We start from the raw sequence: 16584 nt of genomic DNA on the forward strand, positions 1-16584 counted from the left end.
TGTGGGTTTGTGATTAGAACAGTATTTGGGATAGGATATGGCTTTTTATTTCGTACCAGTCACAAAATGGCAAAACCCTATAAACCGTGACGAAAAGTGGGGGAATTTTCTTTTTCTTGCGTCATAATACCTGTTCTGAAATTTTAGTTTACTGGTTTTTCAAAACGACTTATAAGAATCAGGTTCATTTAAGCGTATGTAATCTTCTTCGTTTTTTGGAATGAATAATATGACCTGAGTTCGTATAGTTATATTTATTAGGATCCCGACAGGAATGACAAATATACTTGAAGAAGTCTCGAAAACGAGCGTGAAGTTGATTCTTAAAGAGCCTTTCTACGGGCATTTTTTTTCTGGATTAGTTAAAGAAGTAACAGAAGCGACACCCACTGCGGCCGTAGGAGCCAACAGACAAAATAAGACTATAAAACTCATGGTAAATGAAGGCTTTTGGAAAAGTCTGACAAATCCGGAACACCGTTACGGACTGATTAAGCATGAGGTGTTGCACATAGTTTTAAAACACTTGACCATGATGCCGGAGTATTCGAATCCTAGGCTATTTAATATTGCCGCAGACATGGTTGTGAATCAATACATAGAAAAGAGACAGTTACCGGAAGGTGGAATCACGCTAGAAAGTTTCTGGTTTTTGGAAAAACGCTTTGGCTTAACACTGGAGCCCGAAATGAGTGTTAAGTATTATTATAGAATACTTAAAAAGTTCTTGGAGTCTAACCCCTCTCCCGTACAATTATCCGAAGAAGATAAGAACGAAATGGAAGAGAAAGGCCTTCCCATTCCAATAGTGCCGGAAGACCTGACGAATGAAGAGGGAAAGATGGTTGGGAGTCATCGTTTTTGGAAAGAAATAGAAGAAATGACTGAGGCCGAAAGGCGGATAATGGATCGCTATATCAATGAGGCTATACAGCGTACGGCCCAAAGGGTTGGGCCTAGGGGGATAGGGAATCTACCGGCGGGATTAAAGGTTTATCTGGATACGCTTTTGGAATCCCTGAAACCGAACCTTGATTGGCGTAGGGCATTAAGAATATTCGCAGCTTCAAGCACTAGGACATATATTAAAAATACAATACGGCGACCATCCAAACGGTTTGGTACTACTCCAGGGATAAAAGTAAAAAGAAAGCAAAAACTACTTATAGCGGTGGATACTTCGGGTAGTGTGTCGAATGATGAATTGCGGAAGTTTTTTGCGGAGGTTTATCATATTTGGCGACAGGGGGCCGAGATATTAGTAGTGGAGTGCGATACGCATATTCATAATACTTACTCTTATTCGGGGAAAGCGCCGGAATATATCAGCGGGCGAGGGGGAACCGATTTTAACGAACCTATTCGATTTGCGAATGAGAGCTATCGGCCGGACGCACTGGTATATTTTACCGACGGTTTGGCGAATATTCCTTCAACGGTCAGTCGATGTCCCGTTTTATGGATGATAACCACTAACGGAATTGATTCCAACAATGATATATGGAGCGGTTTGCAGGGCAGAAAAGTAAGAATGGCATGAGGCTCAGAAGAGCACATAATGAAGACAAGCATTTTTTGAAAGCGAAAGCCTGTTTTTGAGATTGAATTTATAAAACTGGAAATAAGAATGAGCGAACAGCACCAATACGTTTATTACGGAACGAATACGAGAGCCAAAGAAGTTGTAGAATTTGTGGAACATATACTCGAATCCAATATTAGGAGCGAAATGGCCGGGAAAAAGAAAACACCGGTATGTATATGGGGACGACACGGAATTGGTAAAACGGAAATAGTGGAGCAGGTTGCTCGAAAAAACGGATATAAATGGGCTTATATAGCTCCCGCACAGTTCGAGGAAATGGGAGATCTGATCGGAATGCCGGTAATTGAAAATGGAAAAACCATTTTCCGAGCACCCGAATGGGTTCCTACAGAACCGGGACCGGGCGTATTGCTGATTGATGACGTAAACCGAGCCGATGACCGGATATTGCGAGGTATAATGCAGTTGCTCCAAAATTTTGAATTGGTCAGTTGGACACTCCCCGAAGGTTGGCAGATTATTCTAACAGCTAATCCTGACGGTGGGGATTATTCAGTTACGCCAATGGATGACGCCATGCTGACGCGTATGATGCATATTACCATGCGTTTTGAGCCAAAAGACTGGGCGCTTTGGGCTGAGGCAGCTGGCGTGGATGAAAGAGGAATCAATTTCGTTCTTACATATCCCGAAATCGTAGAAGGCAACCGAACTACACCCCGTACATTAGTCCAATTTTTTGATTCGATTTCGAATATTGACAAGCTGGAGGATCATCTTGGTTTAGTGCAGACATTGGCTGACTCCTGCCTTGACGAGACTACAGTTGCCAGCTTTATGACTTTTGTAAGCCAAAACTTATCTAAGTTGATATCTCCGGAAGAGATATTAAATGCAAAAAACTTTAAGCAGAAAGTGTATACGGGCTTAAGCGAAATGGTGAAAAAAGAAACCTTAAGGGTGGATATTATCGCTACGCTATGCACTAGGGTTGTCAATTACCTGACTCTTAATAATACAAAGCTGAACGCTACGCAACTAAAGAACCTTCAGGACTTTATTAAAATCGATTACTTGCCAAACGATATACGCCTTACAATGCTTCAGGATTTGACAAATTCCAAGAACGCTTCATTGAAGATGGTTATGGCTGATCCGGAAATTAGCATGATGTTACTTCAGAAAATGTAGTCTTATAATCCATTGTTATTAGGTTAGTGTCTCAGGGTAAACCTAACACCTAAGGATGTCTTTTCAGACACTTTTTTATGAGCGAGAAAAATGTGAATGAAGCATGTTTCTCAATTCCGAAGAAGGGAAAAGTTGTTCCGAGATTCTAAACTTTTCCTTTGTACAAACCAATAAGAAGCATTAATGAGAATTACCGATTATAAATATACGTGGCTATACTATTATGGCGGAGACCCAGAGATAAATGGGATTATCGTAACAAAACCATATAAAGAAGAGCATTTACATGTAGAGACTGGAAGGTATCGACAAATTAGGGCTATAGAATTTGAATTCGGGCGTAGTGCTTTTAGAAAGTCTTTCGATACGCATAAGTATCTGGATATGTGGTTGCGAATCATTCCAGAATTAGAATTTCTTGATATTAATGGAGGCGAGTCTCCAAAAAGTTTGCCCGAATCGGTAAGCAGGCATAAGCTTAAACACCTGAGATTAATTTGTAATGGCGACATCGATTTGTCCGATTATATAAACGGAATAGAATCTTTAGAAACATTAGAAGTGAAGGGTGATTGCGTCAATTTAGGAAAGTCTTTGGGCAGACTTAAAAACCTAAAAAGCCTTAATATAACGGCAGATAAAGTTCCGAATATAGAAGCAATCGGACAGATTCAAAACCTCAAAAATTTAAGGCTAGGGGTTGATAAGTTGGACGTGTTCCCGGAGAGTTTCGGGAATTTATCAAATCTAAAAAGCCTTGAGATCACTGGTGGAAGTTTGTCGGATATTCCTGATAATATATATTTTTCAAAACTTGAAAATCTTGAAATCAGTGATTTACCATATCTAGGAAAAATACCGGAAAGATTAACTTCTGCTACTGATATTCAGAATGTGAGCATCGCAAGGGTTGGGGGGAAAGCTGGAGAGTTAATTTTACCTGATAAGCTAAATTGGTCAGGCCTTACAGATTTTAGTTTGGCCCATTGTCCTGTTCGGGTGATGCCTGAGATGAACGTACCCTCAATAAAAAAAATAAAGTATTTAGCGGTTCCCGCTCCTGAACTTTTCAGTAAAATGGGATCGCTGGAAAAGCTGGAGAGCTTGGAAGTTTCTGATTGGCCAGAATGCCGTGATGATATTTCCAATTTGAAAGCGTCTAATATTCTTTCTTATAGAGGGCAGGTATTCTCAAAAGGTAAGGAAATGGATTTTTCCATTTGGAAAAACCTGCAATATTTAGAGCTGAACGGCGGGCAATCAGGTGTTAATATCAATATAATTCAAAACCCTTCTTTAGAGATATTATCAATCTCGAACAATAAAGTAGAATGTAAGCTCGAACACTTTCCGGCTGGCTTGAAGGAACTAAATGTCGAAAATGTCCCGGGACTTGAGAATATTGAAATCAATAAAGTATATCCGAGTTTAAAAAAAATAGAGATTGGAAACTTACCGAAATTAAAAGAAATAGAGTGGGATGGAGGAAATCTTCCTGCTCTAAATCGGTTTGATTTAGGGAAATGTATTAACCTAATACGTATCGACCCAGCCTTAATGAAGGCTACTAAACTGTATTGGATGAAGTTTAGTGACTGTCCTCAGGTATACTGTGACTATGTCCAAACGGGTAGAAGTTATTTTAGCTATGACTTTAAGGATTTAAGCAATCTTTCAGCTGAAGAGTGTTACGCTTTTGGTTTCTGGTTATTTGAAGCTTGGCGTTTTTCTGAGCCTACAGAAGGTGTTTTGGAGAATACCCTAAAGCTTTTTTCTACAACTCACGACTCAATATTTCATTTAATAAGCAAAAACCTTAAGTATCTTAATCCGGGTTCCCGGTGTTTTTCCGAGATAAGTCCAGAGGAATTGAAAGGGAAAAAGGTATCTGTTTTAGGGAAGACATTCGGTGCCAAAACAGCTATAAAAAATGATTTAAAAGCTATAGGAATGGCGGTTACGCTTAAAGCCGAACATGCGGACTTTATTGTTTTAGGGAAAAAGACAGAGTGGAAAACACAACCTAAGCCCGGAGCCTTTTTCGTGGATGAGCTGGTTATAAACGAATACTTGGAAAAGCATAGCCCTAAGTTTTTACAAGAGACGGAATTGCCCGAATCTCATATAGAGAATCTTAGGGATATGCTCCATTCATGCAACCCAGAATCAGAAGCTTTGGCCTTGGAAATGTTTAAAAACGGAGGGTTGCCCGAAGAACTTGAAGGCGATTGTCTCGTGGTGGCCAAAGTGAGTGATGATAAGAAGCTTAGAAGTAGGTATAAAACATTTTTAAAAGGGAAGATATCTGAGGATGCGGCAAAGTTTCTTTCCATGAATGTACGTTTTGACTTGAGATATAGCCCTTTTTGGGATCTTAGTAGAAAGTTGTCTACAGAATTGTTAGGGAAAATATGCTTGGCTTTTTATCGTCGAAATAGAAAGTTTTGGACTGAGGTTTTGAGATACTGTGATGACACATCCACTAGAATGGAAATCATCGAAAAATACTTATTTCCAGAGTTGGAGAGACGACCACACTACGTAAGTTTTAATCATGCTTTACGTCCAAATGAAATAGAGGCCATATTACAAAAACCAGAGCTTAAGGGAGAGCTGAAACGCTTGAAGTTATATGCGCCATTCGGCTTGCCTGAGGCTGTAGGCGAACATTCGGGACTTAAAGAGTTGGATGTATCTTTTCGTCCTGACGTAAAGGAATTGCCAGATAATATTTGTTCCCTTAAGCGCCTCAGTGTTTTCAGGCTTATGGCTCCGGGCTTACAGTCTCTTCCTGATAATTTTGGTAATATGGAAATGCTTAGAAAAATATCATTTTTTACAGAAAGTAAAATTAGGTTACCTGAAAGCTTACATAAACTGAAAAAACTTGAGTGCTTTGACATTAAAGGCGGAGTAGAGAATCCAGAAGAATGGGAAAGCCTACCAATATCAGATAATTTTAATTGATAGACGATTCGAAGGGAGGTTGGTATATATACGCTAGAATTGTACTTTTAGCGTTGGTTTTATTGACGATACCGAGAGTATTCGATTTAAATGTAGTATAAACGGACGGCTAAATGAAAAATCTTAGCGTGGGTGCTATTGTTTTAGTGTTTTTCTTGATATGTCAACTTCCTTATTCTTACTGTCAATCACAATTAGAAGGCAAGGAACAATTAAAATCGAAAATATCTTCTATAGCCAATGCGAATGGATTCAATGGTGTAATTCAAATACGGTTGGGGTCTTTGGAAATTTATAAAAAGGCCTTTGGCTATTCGGATTTTGAAAATAGAGTTTCGCTAAAGGAGAACGACCAGTTCGTTATAGGTTCTGTTAGTAAACAGGTTACCGCCGTATTGGTAATGCGGGAATATGAAAAGGGGAATATAGATCTCGATGACAAAATCAACAAATACCTCCCTGAGTTAAAGCAGGGTTGGGCAAGTAAGGTAACTGTCCATCATCTGCTTACCCACACTCATGGGATTAAGGCTTTAGGTAAAGAATTGGAATTCGAGCCGGGTTCCAAATTCCAATATTCCCAATTGGGTTATAGCCTTTTGGCTAGGATTACCGAGAAGGTTTCGGGCGATTCATTTCTTGAATTATCCACCACTCTCTTTTCCGAATTAGGGATGAGAAGCACTGTCCACCCTGACAATAAGCCTTATAAGGGTCTAGTCAAAGGCTATGAGATTTCGAATAACGGAAAGTTTGATTTGGCGAAAAATAGCTTGGCTAATTATGCGGCGGCGGGGTCCTTTATCTCCAACACAGAGGATTTATGTATCTGGAATACGGCTCTTCATACTGGAAATATAGTGAGCGATAAAACTTTAAAACTAATGGCAACCCGGTATGCGACTAGAGACCACCCGATTTTTGACAAGGTAGAATACGGCTATGGGTTACTCTTTAAAGAAGGGGAGTCTATGATGGAAATCGGAGCCTTGGGCTATGCGCCGGGTTTTGTTTCGGCTTGTTATTATTATCCGAAAAAGGGAATGAGTTTGGTAGTGCTTGGCAATAGAGTGAGGAGTCTTGATGATTTTAAAAAGACATTCAAGGTACATACCGAATTAATGGAATTGTTAAAAAGTGAAAGTATTATTGAATAATCGGTTATTCTCCCCAAAACGTGTCCTGACCTTCGTGGAGTAACAGCAACATTTTAAAAGATTCGGAAACGTAATCTTCGGCCTCGTCCGGGGTTAGCCGTTTTCTTCCTCCCCTAAATTCCAAGATTGGAGCCTGTATCCCTTTTATCTCGTCCGTTTTATCGCCCATGGCTCCCAACGATTCCATCTCATAAGCCCTTAAACGGTTCGGGAAGTTTCTTTCCGTTAATCTGTCCATGCCTTTCGTTATATCCACTAACCATGTTCTACGGGTTAGGCGTTTTAACATTTGGTGATGTGTAGCGGGCATATTTAGGAATATCCCCCTGAAGAAAAACGGGGTGTCGAGATTATTTGCGTGTTCTGGCAAAGCCCATTCTATTAGATCCAAAAATTCAGAGGCGTTATTTTCCTTTAGCCATTCCTGCTCTTCGAGAGGTAATAATTCAAACATCCTAGCGAAATCAGTACGGGCCAAAATGCTTGTGAAGTTTTTGGCATAAGAGCTGGTGCCACCATAGGCCTGAATCAGGTAGAACAATACATAGGAGAAGAAGCCTTCGAAGTGTTTGCTGAGCCCCCATGATTGGGTTAGATCCCGACTGCGGTCTACGGCGTAGCGCAAGGCGAATGAGCCGGGAGTACCATTCGTTGACATATATTCTTGGCCTTGGCGTTTTCGTGCGGCTAGATCTTCGGGGTCGGTTAGATAACTGCCCGCAAGTTTTGCGAAAACTGCGGGGAGCTCCGAGAGGACCACACCGGCTGTGGTTTGCGGCGAGAATGTGGGCGCCGGATTCGGGAGTTTTGTTTGCAACATAGCGTTTTCGTCCGCCAGATTGAGGAAGTTGATCACGTCGGAGAGCGGAAGGTAGCGGAAGTTGTCGTCGGGATGAGGTTCTGGGACGGACTGCCAAATTTGCTGGCACAATGTCCGTATCTCGGAAAATGCGTCAAGGGCCTGTCCGTACCCTTCGATTGTTTCCGGAAAAGGTTTGGTCACGAATTCCATATAAGGCGTACGCCTAACGTCCGTGTCGGCTACCATTTGCCAGAGCTCTTCCTCGTAAAGCAGGGTTCCCTTTTTGTACGAGCTGGCTTCCCTGTATTCGAGGTCGGTTTGTTCCGGTTGTCTTTCCTGTTCTTTAAAAAGTATCCAATCGGCTATTTCGAACTCGTAGCCGATTAGACACTGTATGGGAGTTTTACTCTCGCCGTTGGATTGACTTTGGAGAGAAGTGCTTTTTCTTGTTCGGCCACGCTCTTGGAACATGTTTTTTGGTAAGCGAATTCTGTACCTAAGAGGCGTTGGGCCTTGTCGGGTGTTTTTTAATCTTTTGTGTATACAAGCTCAAACTCCAATACACGGAGTGTCTCACCTGCTTCCAGCTCCTGGTAAGCTTCCTTGTAATTGAATTTGCCGGGGAAAGACACGCCAAACGAACTGGTCGGGCTATCCCAAACTTGAGCGATATACCAGAAAAAATGAAGTGCGTTTCCTTTCTTTGTGGCAGTAGGATAAGGAAGCCCTTGAAAACCGTGATTGAAATGGAGTACTCCGTCCGCTTGAGTTAATTTGAAAGGAACTCCTCCCCAAGTACCTCCGCTGGTACTGGTGATATTTATGATTTCATCTTCATTGTCTTCCCACTCATCTTCATCCACCATGTTTGCGGCGTCGTAACTATCGTCAAAAAATTCCCCGTCTTTGGTAAAAGAACGTAGCTTGCCAACTTGTACCGCTTTTGAGAAAGAATACTTTCCTAAGGCTATTTCTGTGGTGGGATCACCGTCGTCTGAGCTACCGCAGGAGGCGATAACCATAACAAGGCTTAAAATTGTCAAATAATTAAATAATCGCATAATGATCTGGTTTGTGTAATTATATCAACTATTGAAAAAATATTAGTGATTAAATTTACTAAAATTTATAAAAATATAAATACGAAGTGAAGGTCAAAAAGTAATGTCATTTTTTGGGGAGAGAGGCGCATAAGAAATAAGATACCCTTCCTAGCGAAAGAAAGGGTGGGCCCATACGCTTACTGAAATTAATTCTAAAACACATGAACGCTTTGAGCAGTACCGTTGCTAAGTTCTGTAAAAGAGTTGTTTATAAATTATTGTAAAGGAGTAGGGGGATCTAAGCTTCTTTTCGAATTAAGAGAAGTGTGGGTGTTTTATATCTGCATTGCATTATTCTATTAATGTTCGGAATGATTGAATTATAAACTCAAAAGACACGCATTATACCTGAGTGGTAAATGAATAATATAAATTTTATTAGTTTGTGCTTGAATTTTTATCAACAAACAAATATTCCCATAATGAAAAGACAATATTTTTTATTTGTCATGATGTTTTTTGGTTTCAGTATCTCTCCCGGGTTCGCAATGCCCGATGAAGAGGGGGAGGAAGAAACCATTATTTCCGTTTTTAAAAACCACCATATTAATTTCGGAGACGGATCCGATCAGCACGACGGCGTTACGGCGTCTTACAAAGGTCGGCAGCTTTATCGTACTCTCACGCTTCCGGAAAGCGAAGAACCAACTAGCATAACGCTTAGGGTTAGGATAAAGGCCAAGAACACAAGCGAAAAACTTGGTGATCCTTGGGATAAGTTCGGGACGGTTAGCCTGCTTTCGCCGGGCGATCCGGATATTGAGCTTATGCGTTTTATTACCGGGTTTGGAGTCGGGAGAAAAGATCAGCCCGTTCATCCCTCGGTAGAGGCTTGGGCCGATGACGTGGTTTGGGAGCAGGATGTTTCGGCTCTGGCCAAGCGATTGAGCGGCGAGGTTACCATTATGGCCATGGTCGATACTTGGGTGAAGCCGGGTTGGGATATTACCGTAGACCTGATCTATAAACCGATGGCTGACAAAAAGGCGGCTTTTTGGACTTTGCCTGTGCTAAACACCCGCGGAAACGCCCGCAACGCCGACCAATTCAGTTCCACTAGCCCGAAGGTTAGCTTTACCGTTCCGGAGAACGCCGGCCCGGTGAGCATGACACTTTATACTACCGGGCATGGCGGCAATAATGGAGACGAGTTTCATAAAAAGGTAAACGTAGTGTATGTCGACGACGAGGAGTTCGTGCGGTTTATCCCTTGGCGAGACGACTGTAAGAACTTCAGGAAATATAATCCTACGTCGGCCAAATGGGAGAACCAAACGCTTTGGTCCTCCGACCTTTCACGCAGTGGCTGGTGTCCGGGCGATATCGTTTACCCTATTGTTTATGATATGTCCAAGGCGTTGGAACCGGGGCGCCATACTATCCGGTTTAATGTGGAAAACGTGAATCCTGAGGGCGGTAACGGATGGAATTATTCCGTTAGGTTATCGGGGCCCGGGGTTGAACAGACGACTCCGGCCGAACGGATTAAGACGAGTTTGGCCCATGGAAATATTCCCGTTATACAGACCGGCGCGGCATCCCGCGTTTTGGTGGAAGCCGTGGACGGGCAAGGCCGTACGGTGCATAGTCCGGAATCGTCCGTTAAGGTTACCGTTTCCGACGGGGCGGAAGTGTCTGCCGACGGAAAGGAATACGCCTCGGAAGCGGTACTGCCCGCCGGGCAATCATCGGCTTTGCTTTATATAAGGAAGAGCGAGCCCGGCGATTTTACCTTGAACGCATCCGATATGTCAGCTCCGGGGTTGGCCAACGCCGAGGCTTTGGCATTAACCGCCTATGACAACCTTCCGTCGAGGTGGAAGCGCACTGACGGGGCTTTTGAAGCTGGGTATCCGGTGACGGGGATTGTGGCGAACAAGTTTAAGGAGAAAAATGATCCGCACCGTTTGGCCGACCGGAGCACTGGCAAAAAGTGGGTGGCTACCTTAAAGAAAAACGAGACCGCCGAAGCCACGGTGACTTTTGACGGCGTACGTCAGGCGAATACTTTTGTGATCAATCATTTTGTCAGTGTCCGCGACAAGGCGGGGCAGGATCCGGGCCATTTGGAGTTAGGCTTTGTGGGCGAAGACGATGGGCGATTTGTATTGGGAACATTTGAAGAGCATAACTCCGAGCCCGGCACATGTCTACACGCTTTGACTTTGGAAACTCCCGTACGTTTTAAAAAACTGTTGGTGAGGATGAAACGGTCTTCTTCTCACGCGGCGGCACAGGCCGATGTGAATATCGCCGAGCTTTTCGCTTACGAGTTGCCGGAAGCGGAGAAAGAGGCTTTCGCCGAAACCATGAGTACTGACCCTAACGGGAAAGCTTCCGCGGAGCCTGTGCTTACAGGTGTTTTTGACGGGCCGTCGGTTAGTTTTGGTTGCCATCCCAATCCCGTATCGGATTTTACGGAGGTTAGCCTTGAGTTGCCATACCGTTCCGGACTTACGGTTCAGGTATTCGGTCCGGGTGGCGGATTGGTCAAGACACTGGCCCAGGGTGTGTTTAATTCAGGCGCCTACAGTTATCGTTGGTCGCCGGAGCGGGCCGGGCTTTATGTCGTGCTGGTTCGTCAAACTTTGCCGGACGGAACTGAAAAGGTTTATTCTGAGAAGGTGTTGGTGAGAGGGAGTTGATTAACAAGGGAGCTATCCAATTTGAATAAGAAGCTGATCCGTAAATGGGCTTATACCTATGTTTATGGATTGGCTTCTTTGTTTATTTATAAATATGATGTCTGTCGGTTTAGAAGTGCGGATATTAATTTTGTCATGTAATATATTTGGGGTATTTGAAGTGTTTATGTCCTGATTTTTGATATTTTAAAAGGGCAAAAAGTATCATCAAAGTATCTTTATCTATGGCGTTAAGCATCATGATCCGTGGATGATCTATGCTTGTAGTGTGGGTTTTCGGCCTTGTAGGAGTGTTTAAGGCTGTTTTTTGATGGAAATTGACTTTGGAAGTGGCCGTTTTTCATGATGTTTGTTTTTTGGGGAATATTGGGGCGGTTTTCCTGGGGATTCAGTGATTCGGGTTTTGACTATCCCTTTTTTAATCTTTTTAAAGTAATATTTGTACAGGCGAATGAGTCCAGCTGTTTATCTCCCCCATGTTTTTTGGCTTTAGTATATCATATTCTTCGGAATATGGTTCTTACAGTAGTTGCGGACCGGTTGTCCCGTTTTTTTCTTTGGATTCTGTACTATTAAGGGTAGATGTTTTCTTCTAAATCCGGAAACGTACGTAAGCTTAGGCTTGTGGGTGGAGCAAGCGCCCGGAGTGTTTCTCCGGGAGGAGCGTCTGTGGGTGTTGCGCCGATACAGGCGATGATCCGGCCGGCGCGGGTCAGGAGGGATATGCACGCTTATATCACTGAGGGGGAGGGCAAGAAGATGGCTTTGCATTTGCCCTTACGGTCGGGCGAGATGATTCTAGTGGATGAGCCTTCGCCTGAAAAGGATGTGGCGGAGTCGGCCACTGCCACTGATCAGGACGAGGTGGTGTGGCTACGCTGTATTCTGCAGGGGAGCCGTGACATCTCATGGGTTAGGGCGGAGACGGTTGAGTTGGAACCGATACCGAAAGATTTTGCGGATTTGTCGGAATACCTGACTGACTATTGGCTTCCGCCGGAGGGAGGGCACTGGCATGGGTATGCGGAGGGGTTGAGTCGTTTTATGGGATTTTTCACGTTGATGATCCGGCCGAAAAAGGAAAAACCAAGCCTGACGGAGGAAGAAGAGGCCTCGGTGATGAAGGCAATGGTCTGGACTATACGGCACAAAATGCCGGCTACCAGCTCAAGGTTGGAGAGGGAAGGGAGTGACCGTATATATTTGGACCATGAGAGTTTAGACGCTTTGCCCACATCCAAAGAGTATAAGCATAATATTTTGAATATACACGCTTGGAGGCCAAAGAGTAAAGACGTACAAGTGCCGACTGGGGCTAGTCAGGGCATGAAGGAGCTGACGCTTGAGCGCCGGGCCACATTGGAAAGGCCGGAGACGCCCCAGGAGTTTTGTTTTTATCTGAATGTAGTCCCGACGGCATTTCCAATGGTGTTGGACTATCTGGCGCCATTGATTAGCCCGGCTAGCGAAATGGCTACCTCATATGTCAGTTCCATCCATATAACTCCGGTTCAGAAGGCTTTTCGGCGTACGGATAATTTTTCGATACATGTAGAATCCGCCGAGGGCTTTAAGCAAATTAGCCTTGCGTTGCGAAGTTTGGCGGAAGAACACCCTGAGTATTTCCATGAGGAAGTTTATCGACTAACCGAAGCCCTTGCGCCGGGTATCGGTTGGTCTGAAGGGACCAATTTTTCGCAGGTTTGGGAAATGGACGACGCTATGTTGCGAAGCGTTTACAGGTTTTATGGCAGAGTGAGGGAAAAAGTTGACAAACATAAGGGTTGGAGGCTTTTTCAAAAACGGGATACGGATGAGGTGAAACGCAAGTGGCGCAAACTAGAGGAATTGCTGGAGGCCGGAATTAAAAAAAGAGACAGTATAAGCCCTGACGGGGAAAAAGTTGACAAGGCGGATTTGAGGAAGATGGACAAGTTGTATAACGAGTTGGTAGGTGAGGAGGGTGCTTTGTCGGGACATGTGGTGGAGTGGATGGACCATTACGAGGCGATTCGGAAAAAGCGAAACCAAGAGATCAAGACGTTTATGAGCATGCGCGTATCGGCTATTCACGAGGCTTTGGCCTCAGGGCCTACGAGTCTGGATGAGGCGTTTCTGCGTACCCGTGCGGAATTCGATAAACGCGATTTGGATTTTTTTCATCCGCATAGGAATAAGGAGGTAAGCCCGTATCGGGATGAGGATATGTTGTTGATTGAAAATATGGGCGCCTCAGGGGCGGAGGATAGTAGTCTATACGTTGGGTTCGTACCGATAAAGGGCGACGCGAGGGTAAAGCTTAAGTCGGAGTCGGGTAAGAAGGAGGAAGTGTCGGCGGGCGGAGAGCCTACTTTTAATGTTCAGGAGGCGGTTAGGAAGAAGAGTGGGGGAGGGGGAAAGGTTCAGTTTGATGATGGAGGGTTTGACTTTCTTTGATAAGTTATTTCCATAGACACACTTTTTGAGACAGTGTCACGGTACCCGATCGTTTCAAATAAGCATATTTCTTTCTGGGGATAGTCTTTGTTGAAAAGAAAACCGCTTACACGCAAAAAATCCGGCATGTCATACACGCTGGATTTTCCATTCAATTTTTATTGATACAGCTTTTGCGTTACAGCCAAATGGCCAATTCGCTCGGGGTGAGTTCCCGGCTAGGAAGCCGGAAACGGCCGACGACAAGCTTAACCAAGCGGGGCTTTTTTGCATCCGTCTATTGGCGCCGCCGTTTGGGTATGGGTGCAGCCGCGCCAAGGCTTGCGCCGGCCAGGACGATTAAATCGAGGTTGTATTGTGAGTATTCGGATTTTATATTTATCTTTTTGGTTTATTCTGGGAGGGGAGAAGGGTTTAAACTTGGATGTTGTCGTCTATTGATCAGAGCTTAAACGGAATTTATTATGAATACTCGAACCGGTACGGCGCGGGAAGACAAGAGCCAACCGGCGGCGCACGACGTCGCTCAAAAGAAAAGCGTCGGCGGACCGGCTTTTCAATTTGTGGATAACAGGCCGGAGGCCGTCGCGCAGAGGAGGTTGTGGGAGGCGGGGGACGGTAGCCTCCGGGCCGGGCGGGTGGCGCAATTGCGGTCAATGGCCGGGGGCTCTTCTTCCCAGGGGCGGTCGGTCCAAAGAAAGGAAAACAACACGGGCCTGCCGGACGGTCTGAAATCGGGGGTGGAGCGCCTTTCCGGTTATTCTCTGGACGACGTGAAGGTCCACCGCAATTCGGACAAGCCCGCACAGTTGCGGGCGCACGCCTATGCCCAGGGCACCGACATCCATTTGGGGCCGGGCCAGGAAAAGCACCTGCCGCATGAGGCCTGGCACGTGGTGCAGCAGAAGCAGGGGAGGGTGAGGCCCACCATGCAGATGAAGGGAGGGGAAAACGTGAACGACGACGCTGGCTTGGAAAGGGAGGCGGATTTGATGGGGGGCAAAGTATCGCAGATGGCGTCGGACGGCGCGTTTTCCGGCGACGGTTTGAACACAGTGGCGAGCCGGCCTTCCGGTAACAAGGCGCGCGCGAATATTTTGCAAAGAAAAGCCGGACACGTTCCGTCGGTGGATACGTTGACCGGGCAAGCGTCGCGCGGCCTGTTTGGGGGTGAAGGATTGTGGAGTTCCGGGAATTATGAGGCTGTTTTGTCCAAAGTAGGCGAGTACCACGACGCCGCTGCGACTCCGGATAACGATTACGGCAGGCAAATCATAAAACTGGAAGAGATTCTAGGCGCCATAGGGGTGTGGGAGGGTACTTATGGTTCTGTAAACCGGGCTGTCCCCAAGAGGTTGTTTGGCAGGAAAACGAACGAAGATAAAAGGCGGCCCGTTCTGAAAGACCTCAAAACGAAGGTGAATACGGAAGACGCGGGTGTCAGGGGGCAGGGCAAGCAGGACGCGGACGCGAAGCACGGCCGGGACAGGACCGCATTGCTTAAATATGTCGACGACGGCGCCAAGAGCGACGACCGGCGGCTGAAAAACTCATGCGAATGGATCAGGGCGGGGAAGACGGTTCTGTATGCGGTGACCCCGACGGGGGACTCTTATGCGCGCCTGTTGAAAGGTGGGAAGGACCCTCAAAAAGACGAAGCTTTTTTCCCTACCGGCTTGAAAGGCGCGGCGGGCGACGTGGGGAACGCCACGGTGTCCTACAACGAAGCGGATCTTAGGGACAACGCCAATGTTCTGCTGGATGTCCAGGGTAAGATTACGGGGGGCTGGAACCAAACGGGCAGCCCGGGCGTGATAGCCGTTGTCACGCCTTCAAAGAAAAACCAGGCGACGGTATGGGAAACTTTAAGGCATGAGGTGCAGCATGACTCGGACAAGCATAAAGGAAGAGAGTCCTTGAAAGGTTACCGGGACGCGGCGGAGATGGTTGATTTTTCCCGCAGTATTGCCGTGTCTGACGCTGATGACCGCAGGGAAGCCATGCTTGAATATGATCTGACAAGGTACAAAACCGAATACCGGGCGTATTCTTATCAGGAGGGCGCCGCCGGAGGGCGTTATTCGAGTCTTGATAATTCGGCCCAGGACAAAGACTTCCAGGGATATAGGTTCTCGGAAAGGCAGCTGGCTATTTTTAAGCATATATATAGAGGGTATAAACATACGAAAGACGGCTGGGATAATAATGGAAGGCTGTACGACGGCACGCGCTTCCGGGCCGCGGTTGTCGCTTATTGGGACCCCGACTCCGAAGGGTTTAATAAATATAACTCCGCACGTGTTGACGACTTTTATATAGCGCTCGACAATCTTGGGACAAAGCAGGCGAAAACCGGATTGGAAACAACACATGGAACGGACGCCGCCCCTGTTGACGTGAAAACGGCCGACCCTGCCGATCCGCTTGTCCTGGAACTATTGGGAAAAATCAGGAAATTGGACGAAGATGATCTGCTTTATATTAAGAACGAATCGCCGGCGATGCGCCGCAAGGTCGACTCCCACCTTGCGGGGGTCGCGTTGCAAAAGGTGAAGGACTGCATGGACGGCCAGCTGGAGGATTATGAAGTCGGCCATGCGATTGCGAGCATGTTCGAATAAGGCTGGCCGTTTAGTTCGGTGCGTTTGGGTTTTGAGGCCAACCACAAGCGGGTGTACCGGATCATGGGAAAAAGGGTATATTGAGCGCAAAATGACAAAAGTCGGCGCAAAGGGAA

The 16584-nt window shown here is 45.5% G+C and carries 9 protein-coding genes; 7 read left to right on the forward strand and 2 right to left on the reverse strand.

All coding sequences use genetic code 11. From position 1 onward, the window contains the following. The first annotated feature begins 274 nt into the window (after window positions 1-274). From AABK39_RS24905 to AABK39_RS24920, 4 genes are all read left to right on the forward strand, one after another. Entirely contained in the window at window positions 275-1540 is a 1266-nt protein-coding gene (locus tag AABK39_RS24905) for a vWA domain-containing protein (RefSeq protein WP_338395755.1), read from the forward strand. An 87-nt stretch (window positions 1541-1627) separates the two neighbouring features. Then, a complete protein-coding gene (locus AABK39_RS24910) occupies window positions 1628-2737 on the forward strand; it encodes an AAA family ATPase (protein ID WP_338395756.1) in 1110 nt (369 codons plus the stop codon). 183 nt (window positions 2738-2920) lie between these two features. After that, window positions 2921-5704: a hypothetical protein gene (locus AABK39_RS24915; RefSeq protein ID WP_338395757.1), complete on the forward strand. Its 2784-nt coding sequence runs from the start codon at window positions 2921-2923 to the stop codon at window positions 5702-5704. 113 nt (window positions 5705-5817) lie between these two features. Beyond that, the gene (locus tag AABK39_RS24920) at window positions 5818-6861 is read left to right on the forward strand and encodes a serine hydrolase domain-containing protein (protein ID WP_338395758.1); all 1044 of its coding nucleotides are present in this window, start codon (window positions 5818-5820) and stop codon (window positions 6859-6861) included. Window positions 6862-6865: 4 nt separating this feature from the next. Here AABK39_RS24920 and AABK39_RS24925 read toward each other — a convergent pair whose 3' ends face one another. Next, on the reverse strand, window positions 6866-8134 hold the full coding sequence (locus AABK39_RS24925) for a hypothetical protein (protein ID WP_338395759.1): 1269 nt from the start codon (window positions 8132-8134) through the stop codon (window positions 6866-6868). 56 nt (window positions 8135-8190) lie between these two features. After that, window positions 8191-8724 (reverse strand): hypothetical protein, encoded by a 534-nt coding sequence (locus AABK39_RS24930; protein WP_338395760.1) that lies wholly within the window; start codon window positions 8722-8724, stop codon window positions 8191-8193. A gap of 464 nt (window positions 8725-9188) precedes the next feature. Between AABK39_RS24930 and AABK39_RS24935 the strand changes: the two genes are divergently transcribed. From AABK39_RS24935 to AABK39_RS24945, 3 genes are all read left to right on the forward strand, one after another. Next, complete coding sequence (locus AABK39_RS24935) at window positions 9189-11411, forward strand: peptide-N-glycosidase F-related protein (protein ID WP_338395761.1); 2223 nt, start codon at window positions 9189-9191, stop codon at window positions 11409-11411. A gap of 582 nt (window positions 11412-11993) precedes the next feature. Further along, the gene (locus AABK39_RS24940) at window positions 11994-13847 is read left to right on the forward strand and encodes a hypothetical protein (protein ID WP_338395762.1); all 1854 of its coding nucleotides are present in this window, start codon (window positions 11994-11996) and stop codon (window positions 13845-13847) included. Window positions 13848-14311: 464 nt separating this feature from the next. Further along, window positions 14312-16468, forward strand: coding sequence for an eCIS core domain-containing protein (locus AABK39_RS24945; RefSeq protein WP_338395763.1), 2157 nt, complete (start codon window positions 14312-14314; stop codon window positions 16466-16468). Window positions 16469-16584 lie beyond the last annotated feature (116 nt).

This window comes from Fulvitalea axinellae (assembly GCF_036492835.1).
Taxonomy (GTDB): Bacteria; Bacteroidota; Bacteroidia; order Cytophagales; family Cyclobacteriaceae; genus Fulvitalea; species Fulvitalea axinellae.